Here is a 25,199-nt window from a genome sequence, read left to right as displayed (position 1 = left end):
CCTCAGTCCTAACTTATGGCAGAGCAACCAGAAATCAAAAATATTTTTCATAATCGGATGGTGGACAAAGGGCAACTGAAGAAACTGGTTGCCTGGGCATTTACGCATTTCGGTAGTGCCCGCACCTCCCAAATGGCAGATCGCCTGAAAGATTTGGGCTTCCACTACGCGACTAAAGCGGGTGTCTCGATTAGTGTGGATGACTTGCAGGTGCCGGATTCTAAGCGGCAGTTGCTGGACGCTGCCGAAACTGAAATTCGCTCTACAGAAGCACGCTACACGCGGGGCGAAATCACTGAGGTGGAGCGCTTCCAAAAGGTTATCGATACCTGGAATAGCACCAGTGAAGCCCTAAAGGATGAGGTGGTTCGCAACTTTAGACAAAAAAATCCCCTGAATTCGGTCTATATGATGGCGTTTTCTGGGGCGCGGGGAAATATTTCTCAGGTGCGTCAGCTGGTGGGAATGCGTGGATTGATGGCAAACCCCCAGGGAGAGATTATTGGTCTGCCGATTAAGACGAATTTCCGGGAAGGTTTGACCGTCACGGAATATATTATCTCGTCTTATGGGGCACGGAAGGGATTGGTAGATACCGCTCTACGTACAGCGGATTCCGGCTATCTTACCCGCCGCCTGGTGGATGTGTCTCAGGATGTAATTGTTCGAGAAGTGGACTGCGGCACCCAGCGAGGGATTCGCTTACGCAGCATGACTTCGGACGATCGGGTGCTGATTCCTTTGTCCGATCGCCTGCTGGGTCGCGTTTTAGTAGAAGATGCGGTTCATCCCACCACGGGGGAAGTGGTCATGCCCCGCAATCAGCCGATGTCAGAAGAAATGGGGCTGAACATTGTTAAGGCTGGGATAGAAGAAGTTTTCGTGCGATCGCCCCTGACCTGCGAAGCCGCCCGTTCCGTGTGTCAACATTGTTACGGCTGGAGCCTCGCCCACGGGCATCTCGTGGATCTGGGGGAAGCGGTGGGAATTATTGCCGCTCAGTCGATTGGCGAACCAGGCACCCAGCTCACCATGCGGACGTTCCACACTGGCGGCGTCTTCACTGGCGAAGTGGCGCGACAAGTCCGTGCGCCGATGACCGCCAAAGTGCGCTTCAGCCGAGGGATGCGGACGCGGGGACTGCGGACGCGGCACGGGGAAGATGCCTTGCTGGTGGAATCGACCAATGCGGAATTGATTCTCGATCCGGTAGACAGCACTCAGGAGCAAATCTCGATTCCGCTCACTCAAAATTCCACCCTGTACTGTGTCAATGGCAGCACGGTAACGGCAGAACAGCTATTGGGTGAAGTTGCGATCGCTTCTTCCACTCGCGCCCATACAGAAAAAGCCGCCAAAGACGTTACCACTGACCTGGCAGGCGAAGTGAAGTTTGAAGGTCTGCTTCCAGAAGAAAAAACCGACCGCCAGGGGAACACCACCCGGATTGCGGCGCGGGGTGGTTTGTTGTGGATTTTGTCTGGAGAAGTTTACAACCTACCTCCAGGTGCCGAAGCCGTCGTGCAGAACGGTAAAGTGGTGGATCGCAACGACGTACTCGCAGAAACCAAGTTGGTGAGCGAGCATGGTGGTGTCGTCCGGCTAAAAGCTGATGACGCTGGTTCGCGGGGACGAGAAATTGAAATTATTACCGCTAGCGTGCTGTTAGACCAAGCACGGGTGCGAATGGAAGCGACTCAAGGCCGCGACCATTATGTAATTTATACCGCCGACAATCAGCGCTTTTCCCTGAAGGCCACCCCAGGGACAAAAGTTCAAAACCACCAGGTAGTAGCCGACTTAATTGACGATCGCTATAACACCCAGACCGGGGGAATTATCAAATACGCCGGTGTGGAAGTTGCCAAAAAAGCCAAGGCAAAACAAGGATACGAAGTCATCAAAGGCGGCACCTTGCTGTGGATTCCAGAAGAATCCCATGAAGTGAACAAGGATATCTCCCTCCTGCAAGTGGAAGACGGTCAATACGTAGAAGCCATGACAGAGGTCGTCAAAGATATCTTCTGTCAAACAGCTGGGATAGTGGAAGTAACCCAGAAAAACGATATCCTACGGGAAATCGTGATTAAGCCCGGTGAACTACATTTGGTCGATGACCCAGAAGCAGTGATGGGAACAGATGGATCGCTGTTCTATCCCGGACAGGAAGTTATGCCAGGGCTGACGGTTAGCGAGTTGCGCTATACCGAATTTGTGGAAACCCCTGAAGGCCCTGCATTGTTGCTGCGTCCGGTGACTGAGTTTCACGTTCCCGATGAGCCGAGCGTACCGTCTCAAGCTTCTATTTCTGGCAGGGGACGTTACAAGATTGAGCTGCGGGCAGTTCAGCGGCTTCCTTACAAAGATGGGGAACGGGTGAAGTCCATCGGAGGGCTGGAACTGCTGCGGACGCAATTGGTTCTGGAAATTGGCTATGGAACTGAAAGTGAGAGCAGTTCCGAGAGCATCGGTGCTTTGGAACTACTGGCGGCGGATATTGAGTTGCTGCCAATTGAAGGAAAGGGAGTTGAAGCAAAAGGCAAGGACGACGAAGAAAGCTCCGCGCTTTCAACCGTAAGTTCTGAACTTTCGCCTCGGACTTCAGAAATGCGTTTACAGCTCTTGGTTTCGGAATCTCTGGTGATTCGTCGCGATACAGCGGCAGATCCACTTTCTGGCAGTACCCATACACGGATTATGGTGACTGACGGTCAGCAGATCGAGCCAGGAGCCGTTGTGGCTCGCACGGAAATTCAGTGCAAGGATGCCGGAGAAGTCCGGGGGATTCGCGCTGGAGAAGCCTCGATTCGCCGGGTGCTGCTGGTTCGGGATACCGACCGCATAAGTGTTGACACGAAAGGCGCTAAACCCACCGTAAAAGTGGGAGCGCTGTTAGTGGCAGGGACTGAGATCGCCTCTGGCGTACTTGCCCCAGAGTCGGGTCAAATTTCCGCCATCTTGGAGGATTCGATCCAGATGCGTCTAGCTCGTCCTTATCGCGTGTCTTCCGGAGCCGTCTTGCATATCGATGATGGAGACTTGGTGCAGCGGGGTGACAACCTAGTGCTGCTAGTCTTTGAGCGGGCGAAAACTGGGGATATCATCCAAGGTTTGCCACGTATTGAAGAACTGCTGGAGGCACGGAAGCCAAAAGAAGCGTGTATTTTGGCACGGCGTTCGGGAACGGCTCAGGTCGTTTACGGACCTCAGCAGGACGCAGAGGAGATTAAAGTCATTGAATCGGACGGCGTCGTGGCTGACTATCCCCTTGGTCCCGGACAGAACGTCATTGTGGGAGATGACATGGTTGTAGAGACTGCGGAGGCGCTAACCGATGGTCCTGCCAACCCCCATGAAATTCTAGAGATTTTCTTTGAGCATTACCGGGAAACGATGGGAGTCTACGAAGCGGCGCTGATGGCGTTGCAAAAGGTTCAGACTTTCCTGGTGAATGAAGTGCAGTCGGTTTATCAATCTCAGGGGATTGATATTTCTGATAAGCATATTGAGGTGATTGTGCGCCAGATGACCTCGAAAGTCCGGGTGGATGATGGCGGCGATACCACGATGCTGCCGGGAGAGTTGGTGGAACTGCGGCAGATTGAGCAAGTGAATGAAGCGATGGCAATTACTGGCGGGGCACCGGCGCAATATACGCCGATGTTGCTGGGGATTACCAAGGCATCGCTGAATACAGATAGCTTTATTTCTGCGGCATCTTTCCAGGAAACGACGCGGGTTCTCACCGAAGCAGCAATTGAAGGCAAATCTGACTGGCTGCGCGGTCTGAAGGAGAATGTGATCATTGGGCGACTGATTCCGGCAGGAACCGGGTTCAATGCCTATGAGGACAGCATCAGCTCAGATGTTGATATGTCAGCATCTGGCTTCGGTTCCGGACTGGATGTTGAGGAGGACGCGCTGGACGTGGTGCTGGATGACCGAACAGCTCGTGCTTACAGCCCAGGTCTTGGATTTGAAGAACGGCCTACTTATGGAATGGGCGGCGCTATCTCTCCAGTTCTTGATGATGACGACGACCTCATTGACGATGTTGAGGATGACGACGACTTTGAGGACGACGACTAGAGAGTAATGAGTACCGAGAACTGAAGAGAGAGTAGAAAGAGGAGATAAAAAGTAGTAAACGCGGTGTGCAACTTTCTGTATTTCTCCCCCTTAAAAAGGGGGTTAAGAAAGTTAAGAAAAAGTTGCAGACGTTAGAAAAGGAATAGAGAAGAGAATATTCTCTTCTCTATTCCTTTTTACTTTTAATTCACTCAATCCTCAGGTCTCAAGCACTCAGTCCTCACCTCTCAGCCCTCAGCACTAATTAAGACTGTTCTTGCAATTCACCAGCGCGGACGCTAATGGATGTCGCTTGGCTGGCGCGCTGCACCTTCATCTGTATAACCTGACCGACACGGCTATTCTCGACAATTCTCTGCAACTCGGCGGCAGTCTTCACGGGTTGCCCATCAATCTCCAAAATCACATCCCCCCGGCGCATTCCACTTTTGGCAGCTGGGGTATTTGGCAACACTCGCACGACTAGGACGCCGTTGATTTCTGGCACCTGTAGGGGAGCATTGGGGTCGCTGTTGTTTTCAGCCGCTACTTGGGGCGTTAGAGTTGCCATTTGAACGCCGAGATAGGGATGAGCGACTCTTTCTCCACGCGCCAGCTGAACAGAAATTGTTTTGGCTTGATTAATCGGAATTGCAAAGCCTATCCCCATTGCGTCAGCACGAATCGCCGTGTTGATTCCAATTACTTCACCCTGTTGATTTAAGAGTGGCCCACCGGAGTTACCTGGATTAATGGCTGCATCGGTTTGAATGAAATCCAATCGCTTGTCAGGAATCCCCACAGCGGCACTGGAGCGTTTAAGGGTACTGATAATTCCCAAGGTGACGGTGTTATCCAATCCTAGTGGATTGCCGACTGCGATCGCCCAGTCACCCACTTGCACTTCGTTAGAATCTCCAAGAGGTGCCACGGGTAAGTCGCTACCTCCATCGATTTTGACCACCGCCAAATCCGTTACCGGATCGGCACCTTGTACCTTCCCCTCTATTGTGCGTCCATCCTTAAGGGTGACAGTCACCTTATCCGCCTGATTGACCACATGGGAATTTGTCAAAATAATCCCACTCTTGTCAATAATGAAACCAGAGCCTTGACCGCGTAGGCGCTCTTGCATCGGCCCTCTGGGCAACTCTTCACCAAAAAAACGCCGGAAGAAGGGGTCGTCAAACAACGGATCGATGTTACGGTTGACTGTGCGCTCGGTATCAATTCTGACGACTGCCGCTCCTACCCGATTCACCGCTGCGGTGACAAAACTGCCAGTTGCAGCAGTATTGGGAATTCTAGAAATACTGCTTTGCGCTACCAGCTCTGATGCCCCTGGAGTAAGTGCAACTTCTTTGGGAGCAGGGCCAGCCTGAGACGGCAAGACACGATAAGCGCCAAACGCCAAAATGCCTCCTAGAAAGGTGGCAATTACATAGGTACTGACTTGACGCAGAAACCGAAAAAACTTTGGAAATTGCATAGCATCAATTTTCTAGCTTTGTGATGATCTATCTGGTAACAAAAATATCCCTATAGTTATTTTTACAGGTGAAACGACTGAACTTAGGCTCAAGCACTGATGCGGTTTTCCCTACATCTCAAATTTCTATAAACATAAAGACGCATTCTTTGAGGCGACACATTAGCGTAGGGACACGAAGTGGAGTGTAGTACAATTTTTCATCTCTAGAAGAGCAGATACTTAAATAGGCTACGATGTGGAATACAAATGCTGCCTTATTGACTCTCCATGATTGGATCGAATCCGCTAACTGACGAAACCTTGCCCGTCCACGGTCGTTCACATACCCACGAGCATGGGGATGAAGAGTCTCCCCATCATCATGTCCACAGCGAAGAATCACTGCGGCGGGTTGTTAATCGCTTGTCTCGGATTGAAGGACACGTCCGAGGCATCAAAAATATGGTGCAGGAAAGCGAATCCTGCCCCAAAGTTCTCGTGCAGATTGCTGCTGTGCGGGGTGCCCTAGATCGGGTGGCGCGGATAATTTTGGATGAACATTTAACTGAGTGTATTGCCCGCGCAGCTGAAGAAGGCAATATTGAAGTTGAAATTGAAAAGCTAAAAGAAGCTTTGGATCGATTTTTGCCTTAGTTTAGTTAGATTACAAAACTGGCTTCCCTTTGCGTGGAAGCCAGAAAAAAACATTGGTATCGAAGACAACGATATAGCTAGGGATTTACTTATGCTTATGCAGCAACTTATCAACAAGCACCTCTTGGTCGTCTTCACTCAAGCTGTCCCAATCCAGCCCCCGTTCAGCACTCAAGACGCGCATCTGCTGCTCTTTCTCTGTTAACCTATCTGTGCCATTCATCTTTCTTTCCGAGGCGAGGGTGTCCAAGAGTATGGATTTATCCTCCTGTGGCAGTTGTTTAACTAAGTCAATTACCTGCCTAATTGTCAATTCTATCTTTGGCATGATTATTCCCTCGGTAGTTTATGAAATTGATATCTGAAACCACAGCGACAATCATGACGGGGTGGCAGTTGTGGCTGAAATGAAGAAGCGAACATCTACGACACGTCGGGAAGAGCTGATTTGAGATTTTTGCTCAAGAGACGCGAAGACACAAAGGCAACTACTATGAAAAGTTCGCAAATTCTTTCAGCTCAACTATTTGTGAGAGTACCACAAGTAAGAAGCTAGCTGCTGTCTCATCCCTTTGGAAAAGGACTAGCGATCCTTCAATTTTTCTTCTCTCAAGTGCTTGTAAATGCTGATGTCTCAAATTTTCAGAATTCAATGTTTTTGGAGGTATTTTTTAGCACATATAGAAGTACAATCTTCACATTTTTACGACTTTTAATTTTGTTAAAGCTATTTTAATGAAGAGCCTTTAGATAATATATTTTTATTGTTTATTTTACTAAATGTAAAAAAGCGAGTTTGAATTTTTTTGATAATAAAAGCCATACAATTCTAAACATTGTCTGCGTTTTGATTCACCTCCTAAGTTGCTTACACATGGAAAATGTTTAGCTATGCGATAGATTGGCAATTGGCTTTAAACGTAAACCTTTATTTATCACAATATTGTATAAAACTGTGCTTAAATCAGCTTTTACAGGTTGTCGAGTCTACGGGGATCGATTTAAAATGAATTAAGCATGATTATAAACTATCGACATTAGTTAACATAGACTGCTTTTTTAATTTGTTTAAATTAATAGAACCAACGATTGGTATTAGTAACGACTAAAAATAAAATATATTTTTATATGAATATATTTTGATAAAATTAAAAAATAGAATAATTACTTTGTTTTTTGCTTAAAAAATTTAGCAAAGAATCAACCTTAAAAATAACAATAATCAGTGAATCAAACAATAACATTTAAATATGTACCAAAATATCTTGATTATGTGAATTCACTGAGATAGGAATAGTTAGTATTTTTTGTCATAGTATTGACTTTTATTAGCCTAATATTTACTTTAGAAACGTAGCATAATTCCCAATAAAACTAATAAAAGAATTTAATGTTTAAGTAAAAAACAATAAAATATATTAATGTTTTTAGTGATGGCACTATGTTGGGGAAGTTGGAGGAAGCGATCGCACGGTTAACCCGGTTCGATTGCCTCTGTACACAGGGATAGCAAAACCTTCCTAATTCCGGAGTCGGAATTGCCAACGAATAGAGCAGCATAAATTCTACTGCATTGCTTGCAGCTCCAGTCAGGATAGCGATCGCAACTGGTAGTGTTGGTGACAGAGGATGCGATCGCTATCCTGACGTGCATTACGATTAAGCAAATCAGATTTGAGCAAACAGTTGTAGAGGATGACGTTTGATTATCAATTTCACTATTCTTTGAGCGGTAGCGCAGATAAACCGATAATCCTGTTTTTACATGGCTTTATGGGTGACTGCAACGAATTTAATCAAGTTATCTCATTTTTGTCTGACCAATTTTGTTGTCTTGCTGTTGATCTTCCAGGTCATGGACAAACTAAGGTTATGGGTGAAGATGAGTGCTATAAAATGGCAAATACTGCCCAGGCGTTGCTCAACCTGCTAGAACAGTTAAGCATTGAAAAATGTTTTTTGGTTGGTTATTCGATGGGTGGACGATTGGCTTTATATTTGACCCTTCATTTCCCCGAACGTTTTCCTAAAGTTGTCTTGGAATCGGCATCGCCTGGGTTGAAGACCGAAGAGGAACGATGGAAGCGACTTCAGCGGGATCTAGAATTATCGCAGGAATTAGTAACCATTGATTTTTTAGAATTTTTAACAAATTGGTACGACCAGCCGCTTTTTGTCTCTCTCAAAAAACATCTGAAATTTGAGCAGATAATAGAGTCTCGGCTACAAAATAATCCCTTTGAATTGGCTAAGTCCCTAAGTAATTTAAGTACTGGATGCCAACCTTCTTTATGGGAAGCGCTCAAACAAAACCAAAACCCTATGCTTTTGCTAGTAGGTGAATATGATAATAAGTTTAGAGTCATTAACTCGGAAATGGCGAAATTGTGTAAAGCAGCCGAGGTTAATCTAATTAGTAATTGTGGGCACAATATTCATGTGGAAAGTCCAAAGGTATTTTTTGAAAAAGTTAGGCGGTTTTTAGCTAAGTCTGTACCAAGTTAATTATATTTGTTAAAGTAATGCTTACACTAAAGCAGTTTGGGTTTTGAGACGCGACCTTAACGCTCTCCCAATCGGGCTTAAAAAGGGAAGCTAAGAAGTGTATATGTTGCGAACAAAAAACCAAATGCTAAATACGTGTCTCCGCTTTTGGGTGGGATGCTGGAACAACATTCTAAATAATAGCTATTAAACTAATTTGATATTGTAAAAAACCCGACTGATTACAGTTGTAATTAATTTAAGTTAGTAACTTGACTTTGAAAAAGTCAAGTTACTATCAGAAATGTAGTTTATTGGTTGCCGTTGTGCGGAATTTCATTTTATGGAAACAATAGGAATTCATCATGCCGCGATTATTTGCTCTAACTATGAAAAATCTAAAAAGTTTTATGTAGAGGTTTTAGGATTCTCAATTATCCAAGAAACCTTTAGAGAAGAAAGAAATTCTTACAAATTAGATTTGAGAGTTGGTCGCGGCGATCAAATTGAGCTTTTTTCATTTCCTAATCCTCCTCAAAGATTAAGTCACCCTGAAGCTTGCGGATTGAGGCATTTAGCGTTTGCTGTCAAAAATATAGATGAAGCTGTTTACTATTTAAAAAACCAAGGAGTGCAGGTAGAAGATATTAGACTTGATGAGATGACTGGCAAGCGGTTTACATTCTTTAGCGATCCAGACGGATTACCTTTAGAAATCTATGAAAAATAGCTTTATAGGTGCTTAAACTTATGTTGGCTAATCAATACTTGGTTTTTCTCTGACATCAAGCTCTCAAGGAGCTTTTAAGCTTAAGAAAATTATCACTGCTTTGGCAAACGTTGTTAAGTTTTTTTCTTAAAAACTTAACAACGTCCGGAAAAAAAGGAGCAAAAGCAAGGGTTTCTACGGAGAAAGGCGATCGCATTCATCAAAAGTCCCTTAAAAAAACGGTGGGAACAGTCTATTAATTCAACTATCTATAGTAATAGATTGTTCGACCTCACCTCCTTTGGAGTCCGCCATGAATCTCCACCGCCCAGCTTTGTGCTTACTACCCGGTTTCAAAAAAAGTACAAGCAAAGGTTTCACAACCTTTGACTTAATCGCTCATATTTTTCTAATTGGGCTGGTGGTAATGGCTATGCCGATTTTTTTCAACACGTCAGCTCCAGAAGGAGGTGTTGCCTCTTCTAACCGCAAAACGTTGCTGATTCGGATGAATTTCTAGTAAGTCTACGTTACAAACAATGAGGGGAAAGATATTTTAGGGCAAGCTGAAGAGTGTGATGGATACTAAAGTTCACTGAACTAGATTAAATTTGGAAACCCGCACTCGCGTCGGTTTTTTATCCATAAGTTTGTAGCTCTTCTTTTAGCATTTGCTCATAAATTTCTGGCAACTTCCCACTCATAGAGTTGGTTTCTATCCCATAGCCCAGACTTGTCCAAGTGCCAGATAGCAGCCGCAACACCTTTTTTAGTTTCCCTTGACGCAGCAACTTGGAAATGTCTACTTTCCAGGCTTTCCGGTCACTCAGCCACGCATAAACTACAGCGTCCTGAAATTGTGGCTCAAAGCTATAAGAGTGCCAAAACATAAATTCTGAAGGCTGCGGGTGATAGCGCTGAGCCTTCTCAAGCCACGTCGTGTTGAGCATCTGATAGCGACCAGCAGCAGTAGAACATTTTCCCGTATTAGGGCCAACACCAATCGGGATGCACATCTGGGGATGCTGGCTGAGGTCTTGGACATACTGACCGCCATAGATGACCCGATAAGGCTGGGCAACATTTGCTTCACTAGCAGAAATTGTCCGCATCAAGGCACGGATATAAGGATCGCCCCCTTGCATTGCCAAGGGAGCGGTACCGTTTCCGTTCAGTGGAGCCACCGACGAGTTTCCGTAGGAGAAGCCGCGATCGCGCAGCTGCTCCCAGTCTTTAAGATAAAGCAACAAGCACAGCACCGCCGTCATGCTCAGCATCCCGATGAGAAAACTCCCGATCGCTGAAAACATCCCGGCGAGAAAACGCCCGATGGCTGAGAACATAATTAGGCCACACTGGCAAACATCTGCTCCCAGCTTTTTTCAGGAGCCTCTGCCTTGGTAATGATTTCAACAATTTTATTGCGAGCCGATGGTTGAAATAGCGCTTCAACACACACCTTCGCGACCTTAGTACGGGGAATGCTGCCACTTAAAGACAGAGTGTCAGCCTTGTACATAGCGATTGGCTCTGAGTTCTCTTCGTTTTTAAGACCTCCAGGCCGCACAATTGTGTAGGTCAACCCGCTTTTCTGAATATATTCCTCTGCTTGCTTCTTCCACACCAGAATCAGCCAGAACAGATTCAGCGGATGCAAAAATTGAGAAGCACCAATTGAAGAAACCAGCACAAAATGCTCGATTCCCTTTGCCTTAGAGGCATCCACTAGATTTTTAGTGCCTTCGTAGTCCACCTTGTAGGGTCCAGTCGGGTCAAAGCCGGGGCTAGAACCTGTGGCGCACAGTAAAACCGTACTATCACCTAGGGCAGAAGAGAGGCTTTCTGGCTGTAAAACATCGCCAACTACCAATTCAGCGGCATCTGGTAGAATCTGCCTAGCTTTTTCGATGTCTCGAACTAACGCTCGAACAGGTATATTCCGCTGCACCAGCTCTTGTACAATCCGACGACCTGTCTCCCCCGTTGCCCCTGCTACAAATGCTTTCATTCATTTCTCCGTAAATTACCCGTGTCCAGTCTTTAGAATCGCAAGCTATGCTGAGTGGACAGAGAATTTTTTTTGGTTGGCAGTAAACTCTAACTTTTTAATTGTAGAAACTCAAAGGCGTTGTCGTCTTTTGTTGAAGAATTAGAATTTATGGAAACAATTCAGCCCATTGTGGGAATCCTGTATATAGAAAAACGGCAACCAGCGCAGGAGAGCAGGTGATGCAGTCGCAATTCTACGATCGTCAACCGTTTGAGGTACCGTTTGAGGTTAACTCAGGAATGTTGAATCCAGTATCCAGTCTCATGGATGCCGACAACGCAGCCATAGAAGCCGCGAGTATACATGAAACGACTCGATTTCATACTCACTTTGAGAGCTGCATGGAGATGTATGCCGATGCCGAAACGGTTGCTAAGTATTTAGATACTCACCACGGTTGGTTCTGCCGCTGCGCTCACCCCATGCAAGTAGAACCCCTAGGAGAGAATGGTTACGCTTTGGTAATCGGGCGTTTCGGTGCGTTTGGTTATGAGGTGGAGCCAAAAATTGGCTTAGAACTTTTGCCACGGGATCAAGGTGTTTATCGAGTTCGGACAGTACCCGTTCCGAATTACGTGACTCCAGGCTATGACGTTGACTATGAGTCGGCGATGACATTAGTGGAAGTACCGGCAGATAGATTCGCCCCACATCAGGTATCTGCGATCACCTATGTTGAGTGGCATCTGGACTTGTCCGTTTATATTCAGTTTCCCAAGTTTATTCACAAGTTGCCTAAGTCTGTGATTCAAAATACAGGCGATCGCCTATTAGCGCAAATTGTGCGACAAGTTTCTAAGTCTCTCACCCCCAAAGTCCAGGAAGACTTTCATACCAGTCTGGGCTTGCCCGTGCCTAAAAAAGCCAAGAAAAGGGCTAATGGCTAAATCCCTAATGGCTAATGGCTAATAGCAATTAGCCATTAGCATCCTCCCAAAGGCTACATCTTGCTGATGATTCTCTGCAAAATTTCTACACCGCTGACAGCTTGCCAGCCAAACAGCCCCAGAAGAACAATATTTAAAAAAATGTGGCTGTAACGTGCCCAATCGTGCCCCTTTTGCATATACGGAGAGAGTGCAGCAGAAACTGCAATCATCCCCGTCATGCCTAAACCTGCCAGCAGGTGAGGCCCGAAAAAGAGTTTTCCATTATTGATATAGGTAACGCCCATGCCGATAAGCGTGCCTATCACCATCAACGCCAACAGCAATGAACCAACTTGGTAATGCCGGACGTTAAACCTGCCTTTGATTAGCTCTTTTTTGGCGTCCCCTTCAGCACTGCGAGTGCGTCGGACGAGAATGCCCAGATATAGGGCATAGAGGGATGTGCCCAGTAGCACCCACATCAAGGCGGGGTGAATAAAATTAAGCCAGGGTTTAATCGATACGGGGATTTCCAAGCTCATAAGATTCGGCTCATTAAGGAACTTTATAAAACTTATCATAATGGCTGTCTACCTTTGGGTAGTCGTCATTACCGCGCCATAACCTCAGATGATTGAGTAGTCAAAAATCTGTTAAACATTGCAGGGCAGGAATTTCTGAAGGAGGGCAGCTGATGTTGCCAGTCTGGTTACAGGCAGGTTTCTGGGGATTGGTGGGTGGATCGGCGTTGCTATTCGGAGCCGGGTTGGGATATTTTGTGCGAATTTCCCCGAAAGCGATCGCAGCCGTGATGGCTTTCGGTGCCGGGGTGCTAATTTCGACGCTATCTTTTGAGCTAATGGATGAGGCTTATCAGCGGGGTGGCTTCGATTCAACAGCAATTGGTTTCGTAAGCGGTGCTGCTGTCTACACAGGAGCAAACTGGTATCTGAATTATCAGGGTGCCAAGCATCGCAAGCGCTCTGGCAACCAACAAAAATCTCTTATAGGAGGCGAGTGGGAGCGGTTTAGCGATCGCTATCGGTGCCCTGCTTGATGGCATTCCGGAATCAATTGCGATTGGCGTCAGCATGATTCAAGGAGGAGTTGTTAGCTGGGTGACGGTAGCAGCCGTTTTTCTCTCGAATCTTCCCGAAGGACTCTCCAGCGCCGCTAGCATGAAGAAAGCAGGTCGTTCAGCTTGCTATATCTTTGGCGTGTGGGCAGCGATCGCGATTCTTTCTGGTATCGCAGCGCTTTTGGGCGATGTCATCTTCAGTCACTTCTCTGAAGAAATTATCGCCGCAACTACCGCCGTGGCAGCAGGCGCAATTCTGGCAATGATATCAGACACCATGATTCCAGAAGCTTTCGAGCAAGCCCATGATTTTGCTGGACTAATCACCGTTGTTGGCTTCCTCGTTGCCTTTGTCCTCTCCAAGCTTGGGGGTTAAGCGACACCCTCCTCTCAAAAGTATAATTTGAGGTGAAGTTGGCAATGCTGCGGAGGGGATCGGGCAACAGCGGTGAGTGCAAATCAAGACTTAATTAGGGCGGCGAAGCGGGGAGAAATTCAGCGGGTAAAAGCGCTAATCACCGCTGGCGCTAATGTCAGTGCGACAGACCGGGAGGGCACTACTGCTTTGATGTTTGCCGCCCAGAACGGCTACACCGAGATTGTCAGACTTTTACTGGACGCTGGTGCAAACGTCAATCAACTTAGACAACGATATCGCCTGACGGCTTTGATGATAGCGGCGGCAGCGAATCAGATTGACGTGGTTAAAATGTTAGCTTCCATTGGAGCTGATGTGAATGCCGCCAACGAGGATGGCAGCACAGCGCTGATGGTGGCGGCGCTGAAAGGTCATGCTGACGTGGTGCAAATCTTGCTGGATGCGGGTGCCCAAGTCAATGTCAAAGACAACGTTGAGGATACGGCTTTGATGTTGGCGGCGCAGGAGGGCAAAACTAGGGTGGTGCAAGCCTTGTTAGATGCCGGTGCTGAGGTGAATGGGAGGAGAGAGAATGATGGCGTCTCTCCCTTATTTCTTGCTGCTGGACTCGGACACGCTGACACAGTGCAGGTTTTGTTAGACGCAGGGGCAGATGCGAATGCCGAAACCAAGGATGGTAGAAGCCCGCTGAGACAAGCTGCGGAGTTTGGTCGTTTAGAAGTGACTCAGCAGTTGTTAGCGAAAGGCGCTGATGTGAATGCGAAAGACAAAGAAGGTGAAACGGCTTTAACTCTAGCAATCGATCGAGTTCATCCGGAGGTAGTGAGAGCATTGCTGGAGGGCGGTGCCGATGTGAATGCTCAAAACTCGGATGGCGGAAGCCCGTTGATGGCTGCGGCAGCGATCGCTAACACGGATATTGTGACGGCGCTACTCGATCGCGGCGCGGATATCAATGCCAAAGATAAAGATGATGAGACCGCTTTAAACTTTGCCGTTGTCGAAGGTCATGCTGATGTTGTAGAAATTCTCCTCAACCGAGGGGCGGATGTCCAGTCGCGAAATAAGCTGGGCGATACCGCTTTGATGGTGGCAGCATTGCATGGTCAGACGGCGATTGTGGAAGCTCTGTTAAGAAAGGGCGCGAATTCTAACGCGGGGAATCTGGGTGAGACAGCGTTAACTGTGGCAGCATTGCAGGGGCACGCTGACACGGTGAAAGTGCTGCTGGAGGGTGGGTCTAAGCCCAATACACGAACCAACGACGGGAAATGTGCGCTAATCAAGGCAGCTGAGCAGGGGCACGCGGGGGTGATGCAAGGGCTACTCTCGTTGGGAGCGGATATCAATCTTCAGGATGATGCTGGTGCGACTGCTTTAATGTGGGCGGTCCAGCGGGGTCATGCGAATGCCGTGCAGGTATTGCTGAAAGCTGGTGCGGATGTGAATTTGAAAAACCGGGGTGGCTACACGGCTTTGGCGATCGCCCAAATGAATCGAAACCGGGAGATCGCGCGATCGCTCAAAGCATCTGGGGCTGTAGATTAACGCTTAAAAGCCTGTAGATGGTGCCAAGGAGTAAGGAAGTAGAGTGCAAGGCGGCGACACGCGATCGCGTGCCCAGCACTCTTACAGCATTTGTTGTAGAAATCTCTGCGAATCAATATTAAGCGGTAAATCGCTAATCAATTAGTGTGGAATGCTACTTTTCCATAACGGCTTCCCCTGCAATGCCGCTGAATCAAGACGACACTCCCTGTAGCAAGCTGAGGGATCGTTTTAGCACCCGGATCGGTGTGAGCGATCGCGCGATCTTCGTGTAGTTGTAGGTTGGGTTGAGGAACGAAACCCAACACATAGAAGCATTTGTTAAGCTTCGCTCCTTAATTCAACCTACCTTTGCTTTGAATTTTTAGCTTCTTCGTGAACCGTATTAGAAACTGCCTCGGCAACCGATTGTAAGTAGCCAGAACTGGCTACGCAAGAATCATCTGGGCTTAAATACACAACATGAGTGGGAACTCAAACGAGTCTGCGGTGTTCTATCTGTTTGAGGATGGCGTAAGCGATGAAAACGCTTTAAATCTCGCAGTGAAAAACAGCGATCGCCTTCTTAAAAAGCATCAATCATTTACGTGGAATCCTCATAGATTGTAAAGTAACGATAAAGAAAAATGCCTATTTATTTAAAGCTATCAATAAGTTACGTATAAACCCTGATATTTGATTTTAATAAACTATAAACTTAATCTATTTTTATATAAATTTATTATAAAGCCTCAGTATAAACACCTTGCTTTAAATTAGAAGCTAACAAACTGCTTCGTTTTAACTAGGTAAATAAACTAAGTAAAATCTTCATCAGTAGAATCATGAAGTAGCGATAAAGAGCGTTGCCATTTTATTTAAAGATATCGAGAAACTACTGAGAATCTATTGTGGCTTAGAGGAGCCACTGATATATTGCGTACATTAGCTGAGCGTGAAATATGCAGGGCTAAAGAAAAAGCATTATCTACAAACGCCAATTTAATCTTGTGTCTTAACCAAGGAGATTTCATCGATGAAAGTAACTTCATTTTTACCTTCCGTTTTAGCAGCAGCTGGCATTGCTATTACATCCTCTTTTCTAGTACCAAGCTCGGCACAAGCCTTCGGCATATCTTTTGGTTCCACCAGTCAATCTTCTAATAACCCTGCCACTGGCGCATCAGCTTTTGTAGACTTCAGTTTTATTCAGGAAGGAAACAACGTTCGGCTTGGGCTGGATATCACCAACACTACTGGTCAAAGTATTTTCGGCGCTGGAGCCACTCAGTCTAAACTGACAGGTGTTGCGTTCGATCTCCTGGAAGGTTTGTCCGTAGTTAGCAACTCCTACATAGGCAGCAGTTTCTTCCCTACACTGTTACAAAACGTTAATTTTACCCCTTTTAGTAATCAAGTCGGTGACTTTAGCGTTGGTGTTGCTGATAACGGTAACTTTGAAGGTGGCAATGCTAATGGTGCCCTTCCTCAGGGCGGCAATACGTTTGTCAGCTTTTTATTAAGTGGTACAAACCTTGTTGCTGCCACACTTGAAAGCCAATTCCTGGCTGGATTTCAAAATAACACCCTTCAGGCGGCAGTTCGCTTCCAGCAGGTAAATGCTGGCGCTGGGAGTGACAAATTGCTAGGTGGTACTATTGTCGGCGGCACCACCGGCGGCGGCACCACCGGCGGCGATACCACTGGCGGCGATACCACTGGCGGCGATACCACCGGCGGCGATACCACTGGCGGCGATACCACTGGCGGCGATACCACCGGCGGCGATACCACTGGCGGCGATAATGGTGGCGGCGATACCACTGGCGGCGATACCACTGGCGGCGATACCACTGGCGGCGATACCACTGGCGGCGATACCACTGGCGGCGATACCACTGGCGGCGATAATGGTGGTTCAACAAAGGTACCAGAACCAGGCACTGTGGCAGCTCTAGCCTTAATGGTTGGAGGACTGAGAGTAGTGCGCCGTCGGAAATCTAACTAAACCATTCATTGATTGAATAGTCATTGTTTCGGTAAGCGATGGGGGTTGGAAGTTTAGTTGAACTTCCAACCCTAATTTTTGCTAACAAGGTGCTTCTGTATCGGTGGCACTGTAATTTGGATAATGAATGGCGATTTTGGCGACTTTTATAGAGATTTTAGTTATAACCGAATTGTCAATTAAGGGGCTAACGTTCTATGTTCTCCAAGGAGAAAAAATTTAAAAGTGGCTTTGAGAGGAAGCTAGAGGAACTGTTTGGCTTGGACTTGCGATCGCTCGCGTTGTTTCGCATCGGTCTAGCGTTGCTCGTCGTTACCGATCTGATTAATCGTTCTAAGGATCTCAAAGCTCACTACACTGATTTTGGCATCCTTCCCCGCGCCCCACTGGTTGAACAATTCTTAAATCCTTGGTTCTGGTCAGTACATTTATTCAGCGGACAAGCTTTATTTCAAAGTTTTCTATTCTTATTTGCTGGATTTATTGCCTTTGCACTGTTAATCGGTTATCGGACAAGATTTGTCACTATCGTATCCTGGGCACTCTTAGTTTCCCTTCATAGTCGAAACCCGATGGTACTCAGTGCTGGAGACATCGAATTTCGCTTGTTGCTATTTTGGGCAATGTTTTTGCCGTTAGGGGCGTGTTATTCGGTGGATAGCGCCCTCAATTCATCCTCAAAAGCTTTGCCGGAGCGCATTTTGTCCGGTGCAACGGTCGCCTTGACACTACAAATCTGCTTTGTCTACTGGTTTACATGGGCGCTGAAGTCCGATCCGATCTGGTGGAAAGAGGGCAGCGCCGTTTATTATGCCTTGAGCATCGATCAGTTTGCGACTCCTATCGGTCAATTTTTCTTAGGATTTCCGCCGCCACTGCTCGTCTTTTTAACCTACACGACGCTGGGGATTGAGTTATTAGGGCCATTTTTACTGTTCATCCCCATCCGTACTAGCTTTTTCCGCTTGTGTGCGGTGGCGACATTTATCCTGTTACATCTCGGTTTTGGACTAGGACTAACCCTTGGTCTTTTTCCCTTTATCAGTGCGATCGCTTGGCTGGTTTTCATCCCTAGCGAGTTTTGGAATGGGATCTCCCAGCGCCTGCAAACTCCGCAACGTCAGGGACTAAAAATCTACTATGACGGAGAGTGTGGTTTCTGTAAAAAGACGGTATACCTGCTCCGCACCTTCTTAGTATTGCCAGGAACGCCACTGCTTTTAGCTCAGGATGACCCGGAAATTTTCGCGGACATGAAAACGCACAATTCCTGGGTAGTGGTCGATTGGGAAGGATACAAACATTTCAAATTTAAAGCGATCGCCTACGTCTGTCACCTATCACCCTTACTTCGACCTCTAACTCCCTTGTTGGAATGGCGCCCTGTCTTGTCTGTGGGTACAAAAGCCTACGAAATCATTGCCAACAATCGCCGCGCCGCCTCTAAAGTCACGACTCCTTTAAAGTTTCGTCCTCTGGAAGTGCGTTCTTCGTTGTTAACAGATATTATCGCCTTCCTCTTATTGCTTTGCGTCTCTTTGTGGAATCTCAGGACGATTGCTCCCTCTATCTTTAAGCTGCCAAGCGTGGTTAACTGGGTGACGCTTGTGTTGAGATTAGACCAAAAATGGAGTATGTTTGCTCCCTATCCACTTAAAGATGATGGCTGGTATGTCATTCCAGGTCAGCTTAAAGACGGCACTGAAATAGATGTTTTTAAAAATGGCACACCTGTAACTTTGGAAAAGCCGCGTCTTGTGTCTGCGACTTATCCAAACGAGCGTTGGCGCAAATACATGATGAATCTTTGGAGCAAGGACAATTCCAAATATCGTCTTTACTATGGGCGATATCTTTGCCGAAATTGGAATTCTCAGCACCAAGGGTCACAGCAGCTTGATACCTTTTCTATTTACTTTATGCGTGAAAACACCCTACCAAATTATCAAACTCCAACGGTAAAAAAGGTTCGCATTTGGAAGCATTCCTGCTTTAATCCATCTTCAGAAGATAACTAAACAAATCTGCATTTTGAAATGCACATCAGCTTTATAATATGCGTTTTTTCGTTGCGTATACACTGGAAGCACTCTACATTTGTGTAGCTACACCCTTCCTTCAGGGTAAAGCTACACAAATATAGCCTGACGCAAACAAGCTAATTATTTGACGGTCAATGAGCCGGACTTGATATTAGACCGCCTTTGCGGTCTAAGTTTGTGTAACCAAGATAGCCGTTAGACATTATTTACTTGACGACGCACCCAGCCATTAATGGTGAATCGACTGTCTGCGAAAGCTTTAGAAGGACAAACCACAGGCAACACTTCGTGTAAATAGCGGCTCAGGAAAAACACAATGCTGTTGTTTTTCGGTTCAACTGTTTTAAACGAGTCTGATTGTACGTAAAAATTGTTTTCCACCTTACTGTGGTAAATCAGTAACTCTCCACCAGAAAAGGGTCTTGGCTCGCGATAAAAGTAATAAACATAAGTTAATTCTCTAGTGATAGTTTCAGGGCTGCCATTATCGTTATGAATTTTGAAATAATTCCCGTCATTATGGGAAGTTAACTGACTTTCAATATCGGAAACTTTAAAAGAAGGTATCCCTAGCTTTCTGAAGACATTTGGGAGAATCGCTTTAATTCGATTGACTACCAATTCAGAAAATTCAGGGAAGTAATAGAGAACCATTGAGCGACGATAGTCAGCCTCGTTTGTTGAAGTGCTAGTAGAAACAAAGTTTGACTCTTGTTCCCAAACGTAATTAAGTAAGCGGTTCTTTTCCTCTAAAGTTAAGAAATTATCAATTTGCACATATTCAGAAGGTAAAATATTTGGTAAAAAATCTACAGATTGAGGTGGTGGCTCTTCTATTGGCGGCAAGTTTTGTTGCACGTACAGGGGCGGTTCCGTAACGATGCCAACCAAGCGATCGCTCGGAAAAGACAGAGCCGCATGACCCTCATTGATGGGAATCTGAAATAAACAAGAAAATACCGCTTCCTGTTTTTGGGATTGAGCCACAATTGTTTTCAGCAGACTGTGGAGTACGGGTGAATCTGACTTGAGATAAATGGTGTACTCATGTCCTCCCGTTAGGAGAAGCTGAACTTTTACATCCTGGACGTTAGGCTGCTGTGGAGCCGATTGCATAAACGTTTCCTCTTCGATGTTGAAAAATTGAAGAAACTATCTTTGGGCTTTCTCCCTAGCTTCAGAGCAATTTTAACCAGTCGGTGCGATGTATTGACTGGTACCGATACCCAACGGGGTGCAAAAAGCCGAATCATCGCGATAGATAAATCGCGTAGATAAAAAGAGCGATCGCTTCAACGCTTGCTCACCACCCAGAGTAGTTTATTACTAGAGGGTGCGAAGATAGCAGCATGAAATTTATGAAAATTTTTGTTCCAGGTCGCCTGTGTCTGTTTGGCGAACACAGCGATTGGGCGGGAGACTATCGCCGCATCAATCCGAATTTAGAAAAAGGCTATACGCTGATCGTCGGGACTAATCAGGGGCTTTATGCCGAGGTTAAGCCTCATCCAACTCATCTGATTTTTCACGCTTCCCTGAGTGACGGCACCCGGAAAACGCTGACTCTGCCAATGGACGCCGAGGTTTTGCTTGCCGAAGCTGAAAAAGGTGATTTCTTTAGTTATGCCGCTGGCGTTGCCTACCAATTTGTGGCTCGCTACCGAGTGCGCGGACTGGAAATCGACAATTATCTGACAGATTTGCCAGTTAAGAAAGGTCTGTCCTCCAGTGCTGCGTTGTGCGTCCTCGTAGCTCGTGCTTTCAATCGCGTGTATGACTTAAAGATGACCCTCCGAGACGAAATGGAGTTGGCTTATCTGGGGGAGATTACAACGCCTTCTCGCTGCGGACGGATGGATCAAGCGTGTGCTTATGGCGATCGCCCGATCCTGATGGTTTTTGATGGCGATTCGCCTAGCGGCGATAGCTTCGCTTCACGCTTGGATATTATTGAACTAAAAGTGCCCAAAAACCTATTCTTTGTAATCGTGGATCTCGGTGCTGGGAAAAATACCCAAGAAATACTCAGTAACTTGAATCAGTGTTATCCTTTCGCCAGTAACGAAGTCCAAGAGAATGTCCAGAAATATCTTGGCTCCATCAGTTCTCAAATTACTCAAGAAGCAGTAGACGCCTTGCAAAAAGGAGATGCTGAACAAATTGGTATTTTGATGAAAAAGGCACAAACCGAATTTGATAAGCATCTAATTCCCGTCTGTCCTGAGCAATTAACAGCTCCCATCCTGCATAAAATCCTTGATTATGAACCCATTCAGCCCTACATTTGGGGAGGGAAAGGTGTTGGTTCGCAAGGGGATGGTACAGCACAATTTATCGTTAAAGACGAAGAAAGCCAGCAAAAAGTCATTGAAATTATTGAACGGGATTTTCCTAAAATGCAAGGTTTAAAGCTAACACTTCATGCACGCAAAGTTCGCAAAGCTATCATTCCAGCCGGAGGTTTCGGAACTCGTTTATTTCCAGCTACCAAGGCGGTGAAAAAGGAATTTTTCCCGATTATCGATCGAGAGGGTCGTGCCAAGCCGGTAATTCTAGCAATTGTGGAAGAAGCCATCAGCGCTGGTATAGAAGAAATCGGGATTGTAGTGCAACCAGGCGATCGCGCACTTTTTGAGGAGTTCTTTAAAGCTCCACCTCCAGGCGAACTTTTCAAGAAATTATCGCCGCAAAATCAGGAATATAGCCAGTATCTACAAGATTTAGGCAGCAAAATTAAATTTTTGAATCAAGACAAACCAGAAGGCTATGGTTATGCTGTATTCTGTGCCAAAGAATGGGTGAAAGATGAGCCATTTCTGCTGATGCTGGGCGATCATGTTTACTCATCGGACACTGAAACTTCATGTGCAGGTCAACTTTTAGATGCTTACAAACAAGTTAATCAAAGTGTTGTTAGTTTAACGACACTTCCAGCAGAAAGCCTTCATAAATCTGGCTGTGTTACCGGAATTTGGCAGGAATCAAACTCAATCCTTTCAGTAACACAACTTGCAGAAAAGCCTACGGTTGAGTATGCACGCCAGCATCTTCGTGTAGAGGGAATGGCAGAAGATCAATTCTTATGTATATTCGGTTTATATGTACTCACACCGAAAATATTTGAATTGCTCGAAAATAATATTCAAAACAACTTCCGGGACGAAAAAGGCGAATTTCAGTTAACATCCTGTCTCGATCAATTGCAACAGGAAGAGGGAATGACCGGATATATTGTCAACGGTAAGTGTTATGACACCGGATTGCCAGATCCCTATCGCCAGACAATGATTGATTTTAGAAATGCAGGGAAGTAGTTAAAAGGGTGAGCGATCGCGATAAAGCATCTGAACCCCGGCGATCGCTACCTCCCTCTGACTCTTTCTGTAAGTACTTAATGCAAGAAGTGACGGATACCTGTCAACACCATCACTAAACCAAGCTCATTGGCAGCCTTAATCGAATCTTGATCGCGCAGACTGCCTCCCGGCTGAACAATCGCTACAATCCCCGCCGCTGCTGCTGTCCGCACCGAGTCATCGAAGGGGAAGAAACCATCGCTGGCAAGCGTGGCACCTGAGGATTTTTCTCCAGCTTGTTCTAAGGCAATTTTGACTGAACCGACGCGATTCATTTGTCCGGCACCGACACCTAAAGTAGTGCGATCGCGCGTTACAACAATCGCGTTAGACTTGACGTGCTTACACACCTTCCAGGCAAATAATAATTCTTCAAGTTGTTCTGGCGTCGGTTGCTTGTCCGTGACGACTTGCCACTGGCTGGCGTTTTCCACCACGTCATCAGAAGCTTGGACGAGGAAACCACCGGCAATAACTTTAACTGTATTTTCTGGTCCAGCCGCCAAGTCTGGCAAAGTCAAAACCCGCACTTTAGACTTAGCCGCCAGAATTTCCTGTGCCTCTGGTTCGCATCCCGGTGCCACGACGCATTCTAAAAATGTTTTGGTCAGTGCTGTCGCTGTGGAGGCGTCAATCGGCTGATTTAGCGCCACAATCCCACCGAAAGCCGAAACCGAATCAGCATTAAAAGCTTTTTCATAAGCCTCAGACAAGCTATTGCCCAAACCTACGCCGCAGGGATTATTGTGTTTGATAATCGTCGCGGCTGGGGTATCGGGAAACTCGGCAATAATCCGCCGCGCTGCTTCCAAATCCACTAAGTTGTTATAACTCAGTTCCTTTCCCTGGAGTTTAGTCGCCGCTGCCCATCCAGAGGCACCTGCCCCAGTTTGATACCATGCGGCAGGTTGATGGGGATTTTCCCCATATCGTAGAGATTGCAACTGTTGTCCAGAAAGGTCAAATTGGGTGGGTAGGGGCGATGTATGCGCCTCTGCCTCTACAGGGGATTGATGGGTGAGATAGGTCGCGATCGCCCTGTCATACCCCGCCGTATGCTCAAAAGCCTCTCGTGCCCTAGCCAGACGGAACTCAAAGGACACCTCCCCGCCCTGTTGCTGCAATTTCTGCAAGTAGGCATCGTACTGGGCTGGGTTAGACAAAACTGTTAGATGTTGGAAGTTTTTTGCAGAAGCCCTTATCATCGCCGGGCCACCAATGTCAATCTGCTCAATCGCTTCCGGCAACGTTACTCCCTCTTTCGCAATCGTCTGCTCAAAAGGATAAAGATTCACTACCACCAAATCAATCGGGCGAATTTGGTTCGCCTCCAAATCTGCCAAATCTTGGGGCACATCCCGACGCGCCAAAATCCCGCCATGAATTCGGGGATGCAGTGTTTTGACTCGCCCCCCCAAAATCTCCGGAGAACCCGTGTAATCCGAAACTTTTGTCACGGGTAGCCCAGCATCTTTAAGGGCTTTAGCCGTTCCACCACTGCTGATTAAATCAAACTCAAATTTTTCAACCAACTGACGGGCAAAGTCGATTAGCCCAGTTTTATCAGATACACTCAGCAGTGCTAGACGCGCCATAACTTCTAAAGTCCCTCTTTTTCCAACCTTACTCAGGATAAATGCGATCGCCCTCATGCACAAACAGAGAACCCTGCCCTCACGGCATGGGCAGGGTTCTTGATTCAAAACAAAGTGAGGAGTTTAAGATAACCGCTTGCCTGGCGGCAAGAAAACGGTTGGTCAGTGGTTTGCCTCAGCCACGACGCCACGCATTTCTGGTTAAACAGATGGGTGGACGCGCAGTGGTAAGCCAGTCGTAACGAACGCTAGAAGACTTGTATAACAGGTGTTTCCAAGCTAGCGATCGCTACTGCTACTACCCAATTTTGAACAGACCTTGAAGCAGTTCCAAATTGGAAATCAGCAGGTAGGCGATTCCCGCACCACCAACTCCACCAATCAGAAAATTACTCGCAAACTCGTTCCAGCCTTCCTGACTATTGAGGGCGTCTGGAGGACGGGGCGTGGTAATCGTTTTAGTGGGGTTGGGGGGATTGCTAGAAGCGTAGAGGGATAGCCCAATCGTCAAAATGATAATCAAGCCAACCGTTGACAGCAAACCTGCCAGGTTCGCGACATCTGTATCGCGCAGAGGACCCAGTTTGGCGAAGGGACCAATCAACCAATAACCATGAGCCATACCAATTTCTAATGCTCGGCGTCCGGGTGACAGCCCTTTGCGATAGGCTGGCAAGTTATTGATGTAAGCCTCTGTGAAACCGGAAGAATTAATCGGCGTTGCTAAATTGCCAATTTGCGGATCGCCAGCTTCATGGACAACTTCCCGATTTCTGGGGTCGTTACGACGATCTTTCGAGTCGCTTATTGCTTGCACTTGCATAATTTCTTCACCTTTTGATGAGCTAGTGCCACTAATTATCGTTGGGTTAAAACTGGAGATGCTTCTATCGTTTGATACAGCATTTT

20 protein-coding genes and 1 pseudogene are annotated in these 25,199 nt (G+C 46.6%); 11 read left to right on the top strand and 10 right to left on the bottom strand.

The window, feature by feature from the left end:
* Nucleotides 1-15: 15 nt before the first annotated feature.
* The gene (locus NDI34_RS05365; RefSeq protein WP_190413953.1) at nucleotides 16-4,089 is read left to right on the top strand and encodes a DNA-directed RNA polymerase subunit beta'; all 4,074 of its coding nucleotides are present in this window, start codon (nucleotides 16-18) and stop codon (nucleotides 4,087-4,089) included.
* Nucleotides 4,090-4,333: 244 nt separating this feature from the next.
* Here NDI34_RS05365 and NDI34_RS05360 read toward each other — a convergent pair whose 3' ends face one another.
* Nucleotides 4,334-5,557 (bottom strand): HhoA/HhoB/HtrA family serine endopeptidase, encoded by a 1,224-nt coding sequence (locus NDI34_RS05360; protein ID WP_348232071.1) that lies wholly within the window; start codon nucleotides 5,555-5,557, stop codon nucleotides 4,334-4,336.
* A gap of 270 nt (nucleotides 5,558-5,827) precedes the next feature.
* On the opposite strand from NDI34_RS05360, the gene NDI34_RS05355 reads away from it, so the two are divergent.
* A complete protein-coding gene (locus NDI34_RS05355; RefSeq protein ID WP_190413957.1) occupies nucleotides 5,828-6,193 on the top strand; it encodes a metal-sensitive transcriptional regulator in 366 nt (121 codons plus the stop codon).
* An 85-nt stretch (nucleotides 6,194-6,278) separates the two neighbouring features.
* On the opposite strand, the gene NDI34_RS05350 is transcribed toward NDI34_RS05355, so the two are convergent.
* Together NDI34_RS05350 and NDI34_RS05345 are read right to left on the bottom strand one after the other, a co-directional pair.
* Nucleotides 6,279-6,521, bottom strand: a complete 243-nt coding sequence (locus NDI34_RS05350; RefSeq protein WP_190413959.1) for a hypothetical protein — start codon at nucleotides 6,519-6,521, stop codon at nucleotides 6,279-6,281.
* 1,146 nt (nucleotides 6,522-7,667) lie between these two features.
* The gene (locus NDI34_RS05345; protein WP_190683392.1) at nucleotides 7,668-7,847 is read right to left on the bottom strand and encodes a hypothetical protein; all 180 of its coding nucleotides are present in this window, start codon (nucleotides 7,845-7,847) and stop codon (nucleotides 7,668-7,670) included.
* Nucleotides 7,848-7,888: 41 nt separating this feature from the next.
* Between NDI34_RS05345 and menH the strand changes: the two genes are divergently transcribed.
* The 3 genes from menH to NDI34_RS05330 all read left to right on the top strand — a co-directional run bounded on the left by menH (nucleotide 7,889) and on the right by NDI34_RS05330 (nucleotide 9,906).
* Nucleotides 7,889-8,698 (top strand): 2-succinyl-6-hydroxy-2,4-cyclohexadiene-1-carboxylate synthase, encoded by an 810-nt coding sequence (menH, locus tag NDI34_RS05340; RefSeq protein ID WP_190986779.1) that lies wholly within the window; start codon nucleotides 7,889-7,891, stop codon nucleotides 8,696-8,698.
* A gap of 322 nt (nucleotides 8,699-9,020) precedes the next feature.
* Nucleotides 9,021-9,407, top strand: a complete 387-nt coding sequence (locus tag NDI34_RS05335; RefSeq protein ID WP_190413965.1) for a VOC family protein — start codon at nucleotides 9,021-9,023, stop codon at nucleotides 9,405-9,407.
* A gap of 292 nt (nucleotides 9,408-9,699) precedes the next feature.
* Nucleotides 9,700-9,906, top strand: coding sequence for a hypothetical protein (locus NDI34_RS05330; protein WP_190413967.1), 207 nt, complete (start codon nucleotides 9,700-9,702; stop codon nucleotides 9,904-9,906).
* Between the two features lie 118 nt (nucleotides 9,907-10,024).
* On the opposite strand, the gene NDI34_RS05325 is transcribed toward NDI34_RS05330, so the two are convergent.
* Nucleotides 10,025-10,729: a glycoside hydrolase family protein gene (locus NDI34_RS05325; RefSeq protein ID WP_242029157.1), complete on the bottom strand. Its 705-nt coding sequence runs from the start codon at nucleotides 10,727-10,729 to the stop codon at nucleotides 10,025-10,027.
* A 2-nt stretch (nucleotides 10,730-10,731) separates the two neighbouring features.
* Nucleotides 10,732-11,394: an NAD(P)H-binding protein gene (locus tag NDI34_RS05320; RefSeq protein ID WP_190986780.1), complete on the bottom strand. Its 663-nt coding sequence runs from the start codon at nucleotides 11,392-11,394 to the stop codon at nucleotides 10,732-10,734.
* 221 nt (nucleotides 11,395-11,615) lie between these two features.
* On the opposite strand from NDI34_RS05320, the gene NDI34_RS05315 reads away from it, so the two are divergent.
* Complete coding sequence (locus tag NDI34_RS05315; protein ID WP_348232070.1) at nucleotides 11,616-12,323, top strand: DUF1997 domain-containing protein; 708 nt, start codon at nucleotides 11,616-11,618, stop codon at nucleotides 12,321-12,323.
* A gap of 53 nt (nucleotides 12,324-12,376) precedes the next feature.
* Here NDI34_RS05315 and NDI34_RS05310 read toward each other — a convergent pair whose 3' ends face one another.
* Nucleotides 12,377-12,847 (bottom strand): DUF4079 domain-containing protein, encoded by a 471-nt coding sequence (locus NDI34_RS05310; RefSeq protein WP_190438099.1) that lies wholly within the window; start codon nucleotides 12,845-12,847, stop codon nucleotides 12,377-12,379.
* 152 nt (nucleotides 12,848-12,999) lie between these two features.
* On the opposite strand from NDI34_RS05310, the pseudogene NDI34_RS05305 reads away from it, so the two are divergent.
* Together NDI34_RS05305 and NDI34_RS05300 are read left to right on the top strand one after the other, a co-directional pair.
* Nucleotides 13,000-13,759, top strand: a pseudogene (locus NDI34_RS05305) (ZIP family zinc transporter).
* Nucleotides 13,760-13,831: 72 nt separating this feature from the next.
* A complete protein-coding gene (locus NDI34_RS05300; protein WP_190536589.1) occupies nucleotides 13,832-15,310 on the top strand; it encodes an ankyrin repeat domain-containing protein in 1,479 nt (492 codons plus the stop codon).
* 137 nt (nucleotides 15,311-15,447) lie between these two features.
* On the opposite strand, the gene NDI34_RS05295 is transcribed toward NDI34_RS05300, so the two are convergent.
* Nucleotides 15,448-15,618, bottom strand: coding sequence for a hypothetical protein (locus tag NDI34_RS05295; RefSeq protein ID WP_348232069.1), 171 nt, complete (start codon nucleotides 15,616-15,618; stop codon nucleotides 15,448-15,450).
* Between the two features lie 707 nt (nucleotides 15,619-16,325).
* Between NDI34_RS05295 and NDI34_RS05290 the strand changes: the two genes are divergently transcribed.
* Both NDI34_RS05290 and NDI34_RS05285 read left to right on the top strand, forming a co-directional pair.
* The gene (locus tag NDI34_RS05290; protein WP_348232068.1) at nucleotides 16,326-17,297 is read left to right on the top strand and encodes a PEP-CTERM sorting domain-containing protein; all 972 of its coding nucleotides are present in this window, start codon (nucleotides 16,326-16,328) and stop codon (nucleotides 17,295-17,297) included.
* A 197-nt stretch (nucleotides 17,298-17,494) separates the two neighbouring features.
* Nucleotides 17,495-19,315 carry an HTTM domain-containing protein gene (locus tag NDI34_RS05285; protein ID WP_348232067.1) on the top strand — a complete coding sequence of 607 codons (1,821 nt, stop codon included), beginning with the start codon at nucleotides 17,495-17,497 and terminating at the stop codon, nucleotides 19,313-19,315.
* Nucleotides 19,316-19,534: 219 nt separating this feature from the next.
* Here the strand turns inward: NDI34_RS05285 and NDI34_RS05280 are convergent, their stop codons facing one another.
* Nucleotides 19,535-20,455, bottom strand: a complete 921-nt coding sequence (locus NDI34_RS05280; protein WP_348232066.1) for a 2OG-Fe(II) oxygenase — start codon at nucleotides 20,453-20,455, stop codon at nucleotides 19,535-19,537.
* A 242-nt stretch (nucleotides 20,456-20,697) separates the two neighbouring features.
* Here NDI34_RS05280 and NDI34_RS05275 point away from each other — a divergent pair, with 242 nt between their 5' ends.
* The gene (locus tag NDI34_RS05275) at nucleotides 20,698-22,653 is read left to right on the top strand and encodes a sugar phosphate nucleotidyltransferase (RefSeq protein ID WP_348232065.1); all 1,956 of its coding nucleotides are present in this window, start codon (nucleotides 20,698-20,700) and stop codon (nucleotides 22,651-22,653) included.
* Between the two features lie 77 nt (nucleotides 22,654-22,730).
* Here the strand turns inward: NDI34_RS05275 and purH are convergent, their stop codons facing one another.
* Both purH and NDI34_RS05265 read right to left on the bottom strand, forming a co-directional pair.
* Nucleotides 22,731-24,290: a bifunctional phosphoribosylaminoimidazolecarboxamide formyltransferase/IMP cyclohydrolase gene (gene purH, locus NDI34_RS05270; RefSeq protein ID WP_348232064.1), complete on the bottom strand. Its 1,560-nt coding sequence runs from the start codon at nucleotides 24,288-24,290 to the stop codon at nucleotides 22,731-22,733.
* Nucleotides 24,291-24,588: 298 nt separating this feature from the next.
* Nucleotides 24,589-25,113, bottom strand: coding sequence for a photosystem I reaction center subunit XI (locus tag NDI34_RS05265; RefSeq protein ID WP_190413986.1), 525 nt, complete (start codon nucleotides 25,111-25,113; stop codon nucleotides 24,589-24,591).
* Nucleotides 25,114-25,199 lie beyond the last annotated feature (86 nt).

The organism is Trichocoleus sp. DQ-U1, assembly GCF_039961925.1.
In the GTDB taxonomy this organism is placed as follows: domain Bacteria; phylum Cyanobacteriota; class Cyanobacteriia; order Cyanobacteriales; family FACHB-T130; genus FACHB-T130.
Note: the sequence above shows the minus strand (reverse complement) of the source record. Positions and strands in the feature narration are given on the sequence as shown.

What these genes read in the sequence shown, in the direction of transcription:
- NDI34_RS05365 (WP_190413953.1), top strand. Translation starts at nt 16, where the DNA reads ATGGCAGAGCAACCAGAAATCAAAAATATTTTTCATAATCGGATGGTG.
- NDI34_RS05360 (WP_348232071.1), bottom strand. Translation starts at nt 5,557, where the DNA reads ATGCAATTTCCAAAGTTTTTTCGGTTTCTGCGTCAAGTCAGTACCTAT.
- NDI34_RS05355 (WP_190413957.1), top strand. Translation starts at nt 5,828, where the DNA reads ATGATTGGATCGAATCCGCTAACTGACGAAACCTTGCCCGTCCACGGT.
- NDI34_RS05350 (WP_190413959.1), bottom strand. Translation starts at nt 6,521, where the DNA reads ATGCCAAAGATAGAATTGACAATTAGGCAGGTAATTGACTTAGTTAAA.
- NDI34_RS05345 (WP_190683392.1), bottom strand. Translation starts at nt 7,847, where the DNA reads ATGCACGTCAGGATAGCGATCGCATCCTCTGTCACCAACACTACCAGT.
- menH (WP_190986779.1), top strand. Translation starts at nt 7,889, where the DNA reads ATGACGTTTGATTATCAATTTCACTATTCTTTGAGCGGTAGCGCAGAT.
- NDI34_RS05335 (WP_190413965.1), top strand. Translation starts at nt 9,021, where the DNA reads ATGGAAACAATAGGAATTCATCATGCCGCGATTATTTGCTCTAACTAT.
- NDI34_RS05330 (WP_190413967.1), top strand. Translation starts at nt 9,700, where the DNA reads ATGAATCTCCACCGCCCAGCTTTGTGCTTACTACCCGGTTTCAAAAAA.
- NDI34_RS05325 (WP_242029157.1), bottom strand. Translation starts at nt 10,729, where the DNA reads ATGTTCTCAGCCATCGGGCGTTTTCTCGCCGGGATGTTTTCAGCGATC.
- NDI34_RS05320 (WP_190986780.1), bottom strand. Translation starts at nt 11,394, where the DNA reads ATGAAAGCATTTGTAGCAGGGGCAACGGGGGAGACAGGTCGTCGGATT.
- NDI34_RS05315 (WP_348232070.1), top strand. Translation starts at nt 11,616, where the DNA reads ATGCAGTCGCAATTCTACGATCGTCAACCGTTTGAGGTACCGTTTGAG.
- NDI34_RS05310 (WP_190438099.1), bottom strand. Translation starts at nt 12,847, where the DNA reads ATGAGCTTGGAAATCCCCGTATCGATTAAACCCTGGCTTAATTTTATT.
- NDI34_RS05290 (WP_348232068.1), top strand. Translation starts at nt 16,326, where the DNA reads ATGAAAGTAACTTCATTTTTACCTTCCGTTTTAGCAGCAGCTGGCATT.
- NDI34_RS05285 (WP_348232067.1), top strand. Translation starts at nt 17,495, where the DNA reads ATGTTCTCCAAGGAGAAAAAATTTAAAAGTGGCTTTGAGAGGAAGCTA.
- NDI34_RS05280 (WP_348232066.1), bottom strand. Translation starts at nt 20,455, where the DNA reads ATGCAATCGGCTCCACAGCAGCCTAACGTCCAGGATGTAAAAGTTCAG.
- NDI34_RS05275 (WP_348232065.1), top strand. Translation starts at nt 20,698, where the DNA reads ATGAAAATTTTTGTTCCAGGTCGCCTGTGTCTGTTTGGCGAACACAGC.
- purH (WP_348232064.1), bottom strand. Translation starts at nt 24,290, where the DNA reads ATGGCGCGTCTAGCACTGCTGAGTGTATCTGATAAAACTGGGCTAATC.
- NDI34_RS05265 (WP_190413986.1), bottom strand. Translation starts at nt 25,113, where the DNA reads ATGCAAGTGCAAGCAATAAGCGACTCGAAAGATCGTCGTAACGACCCC.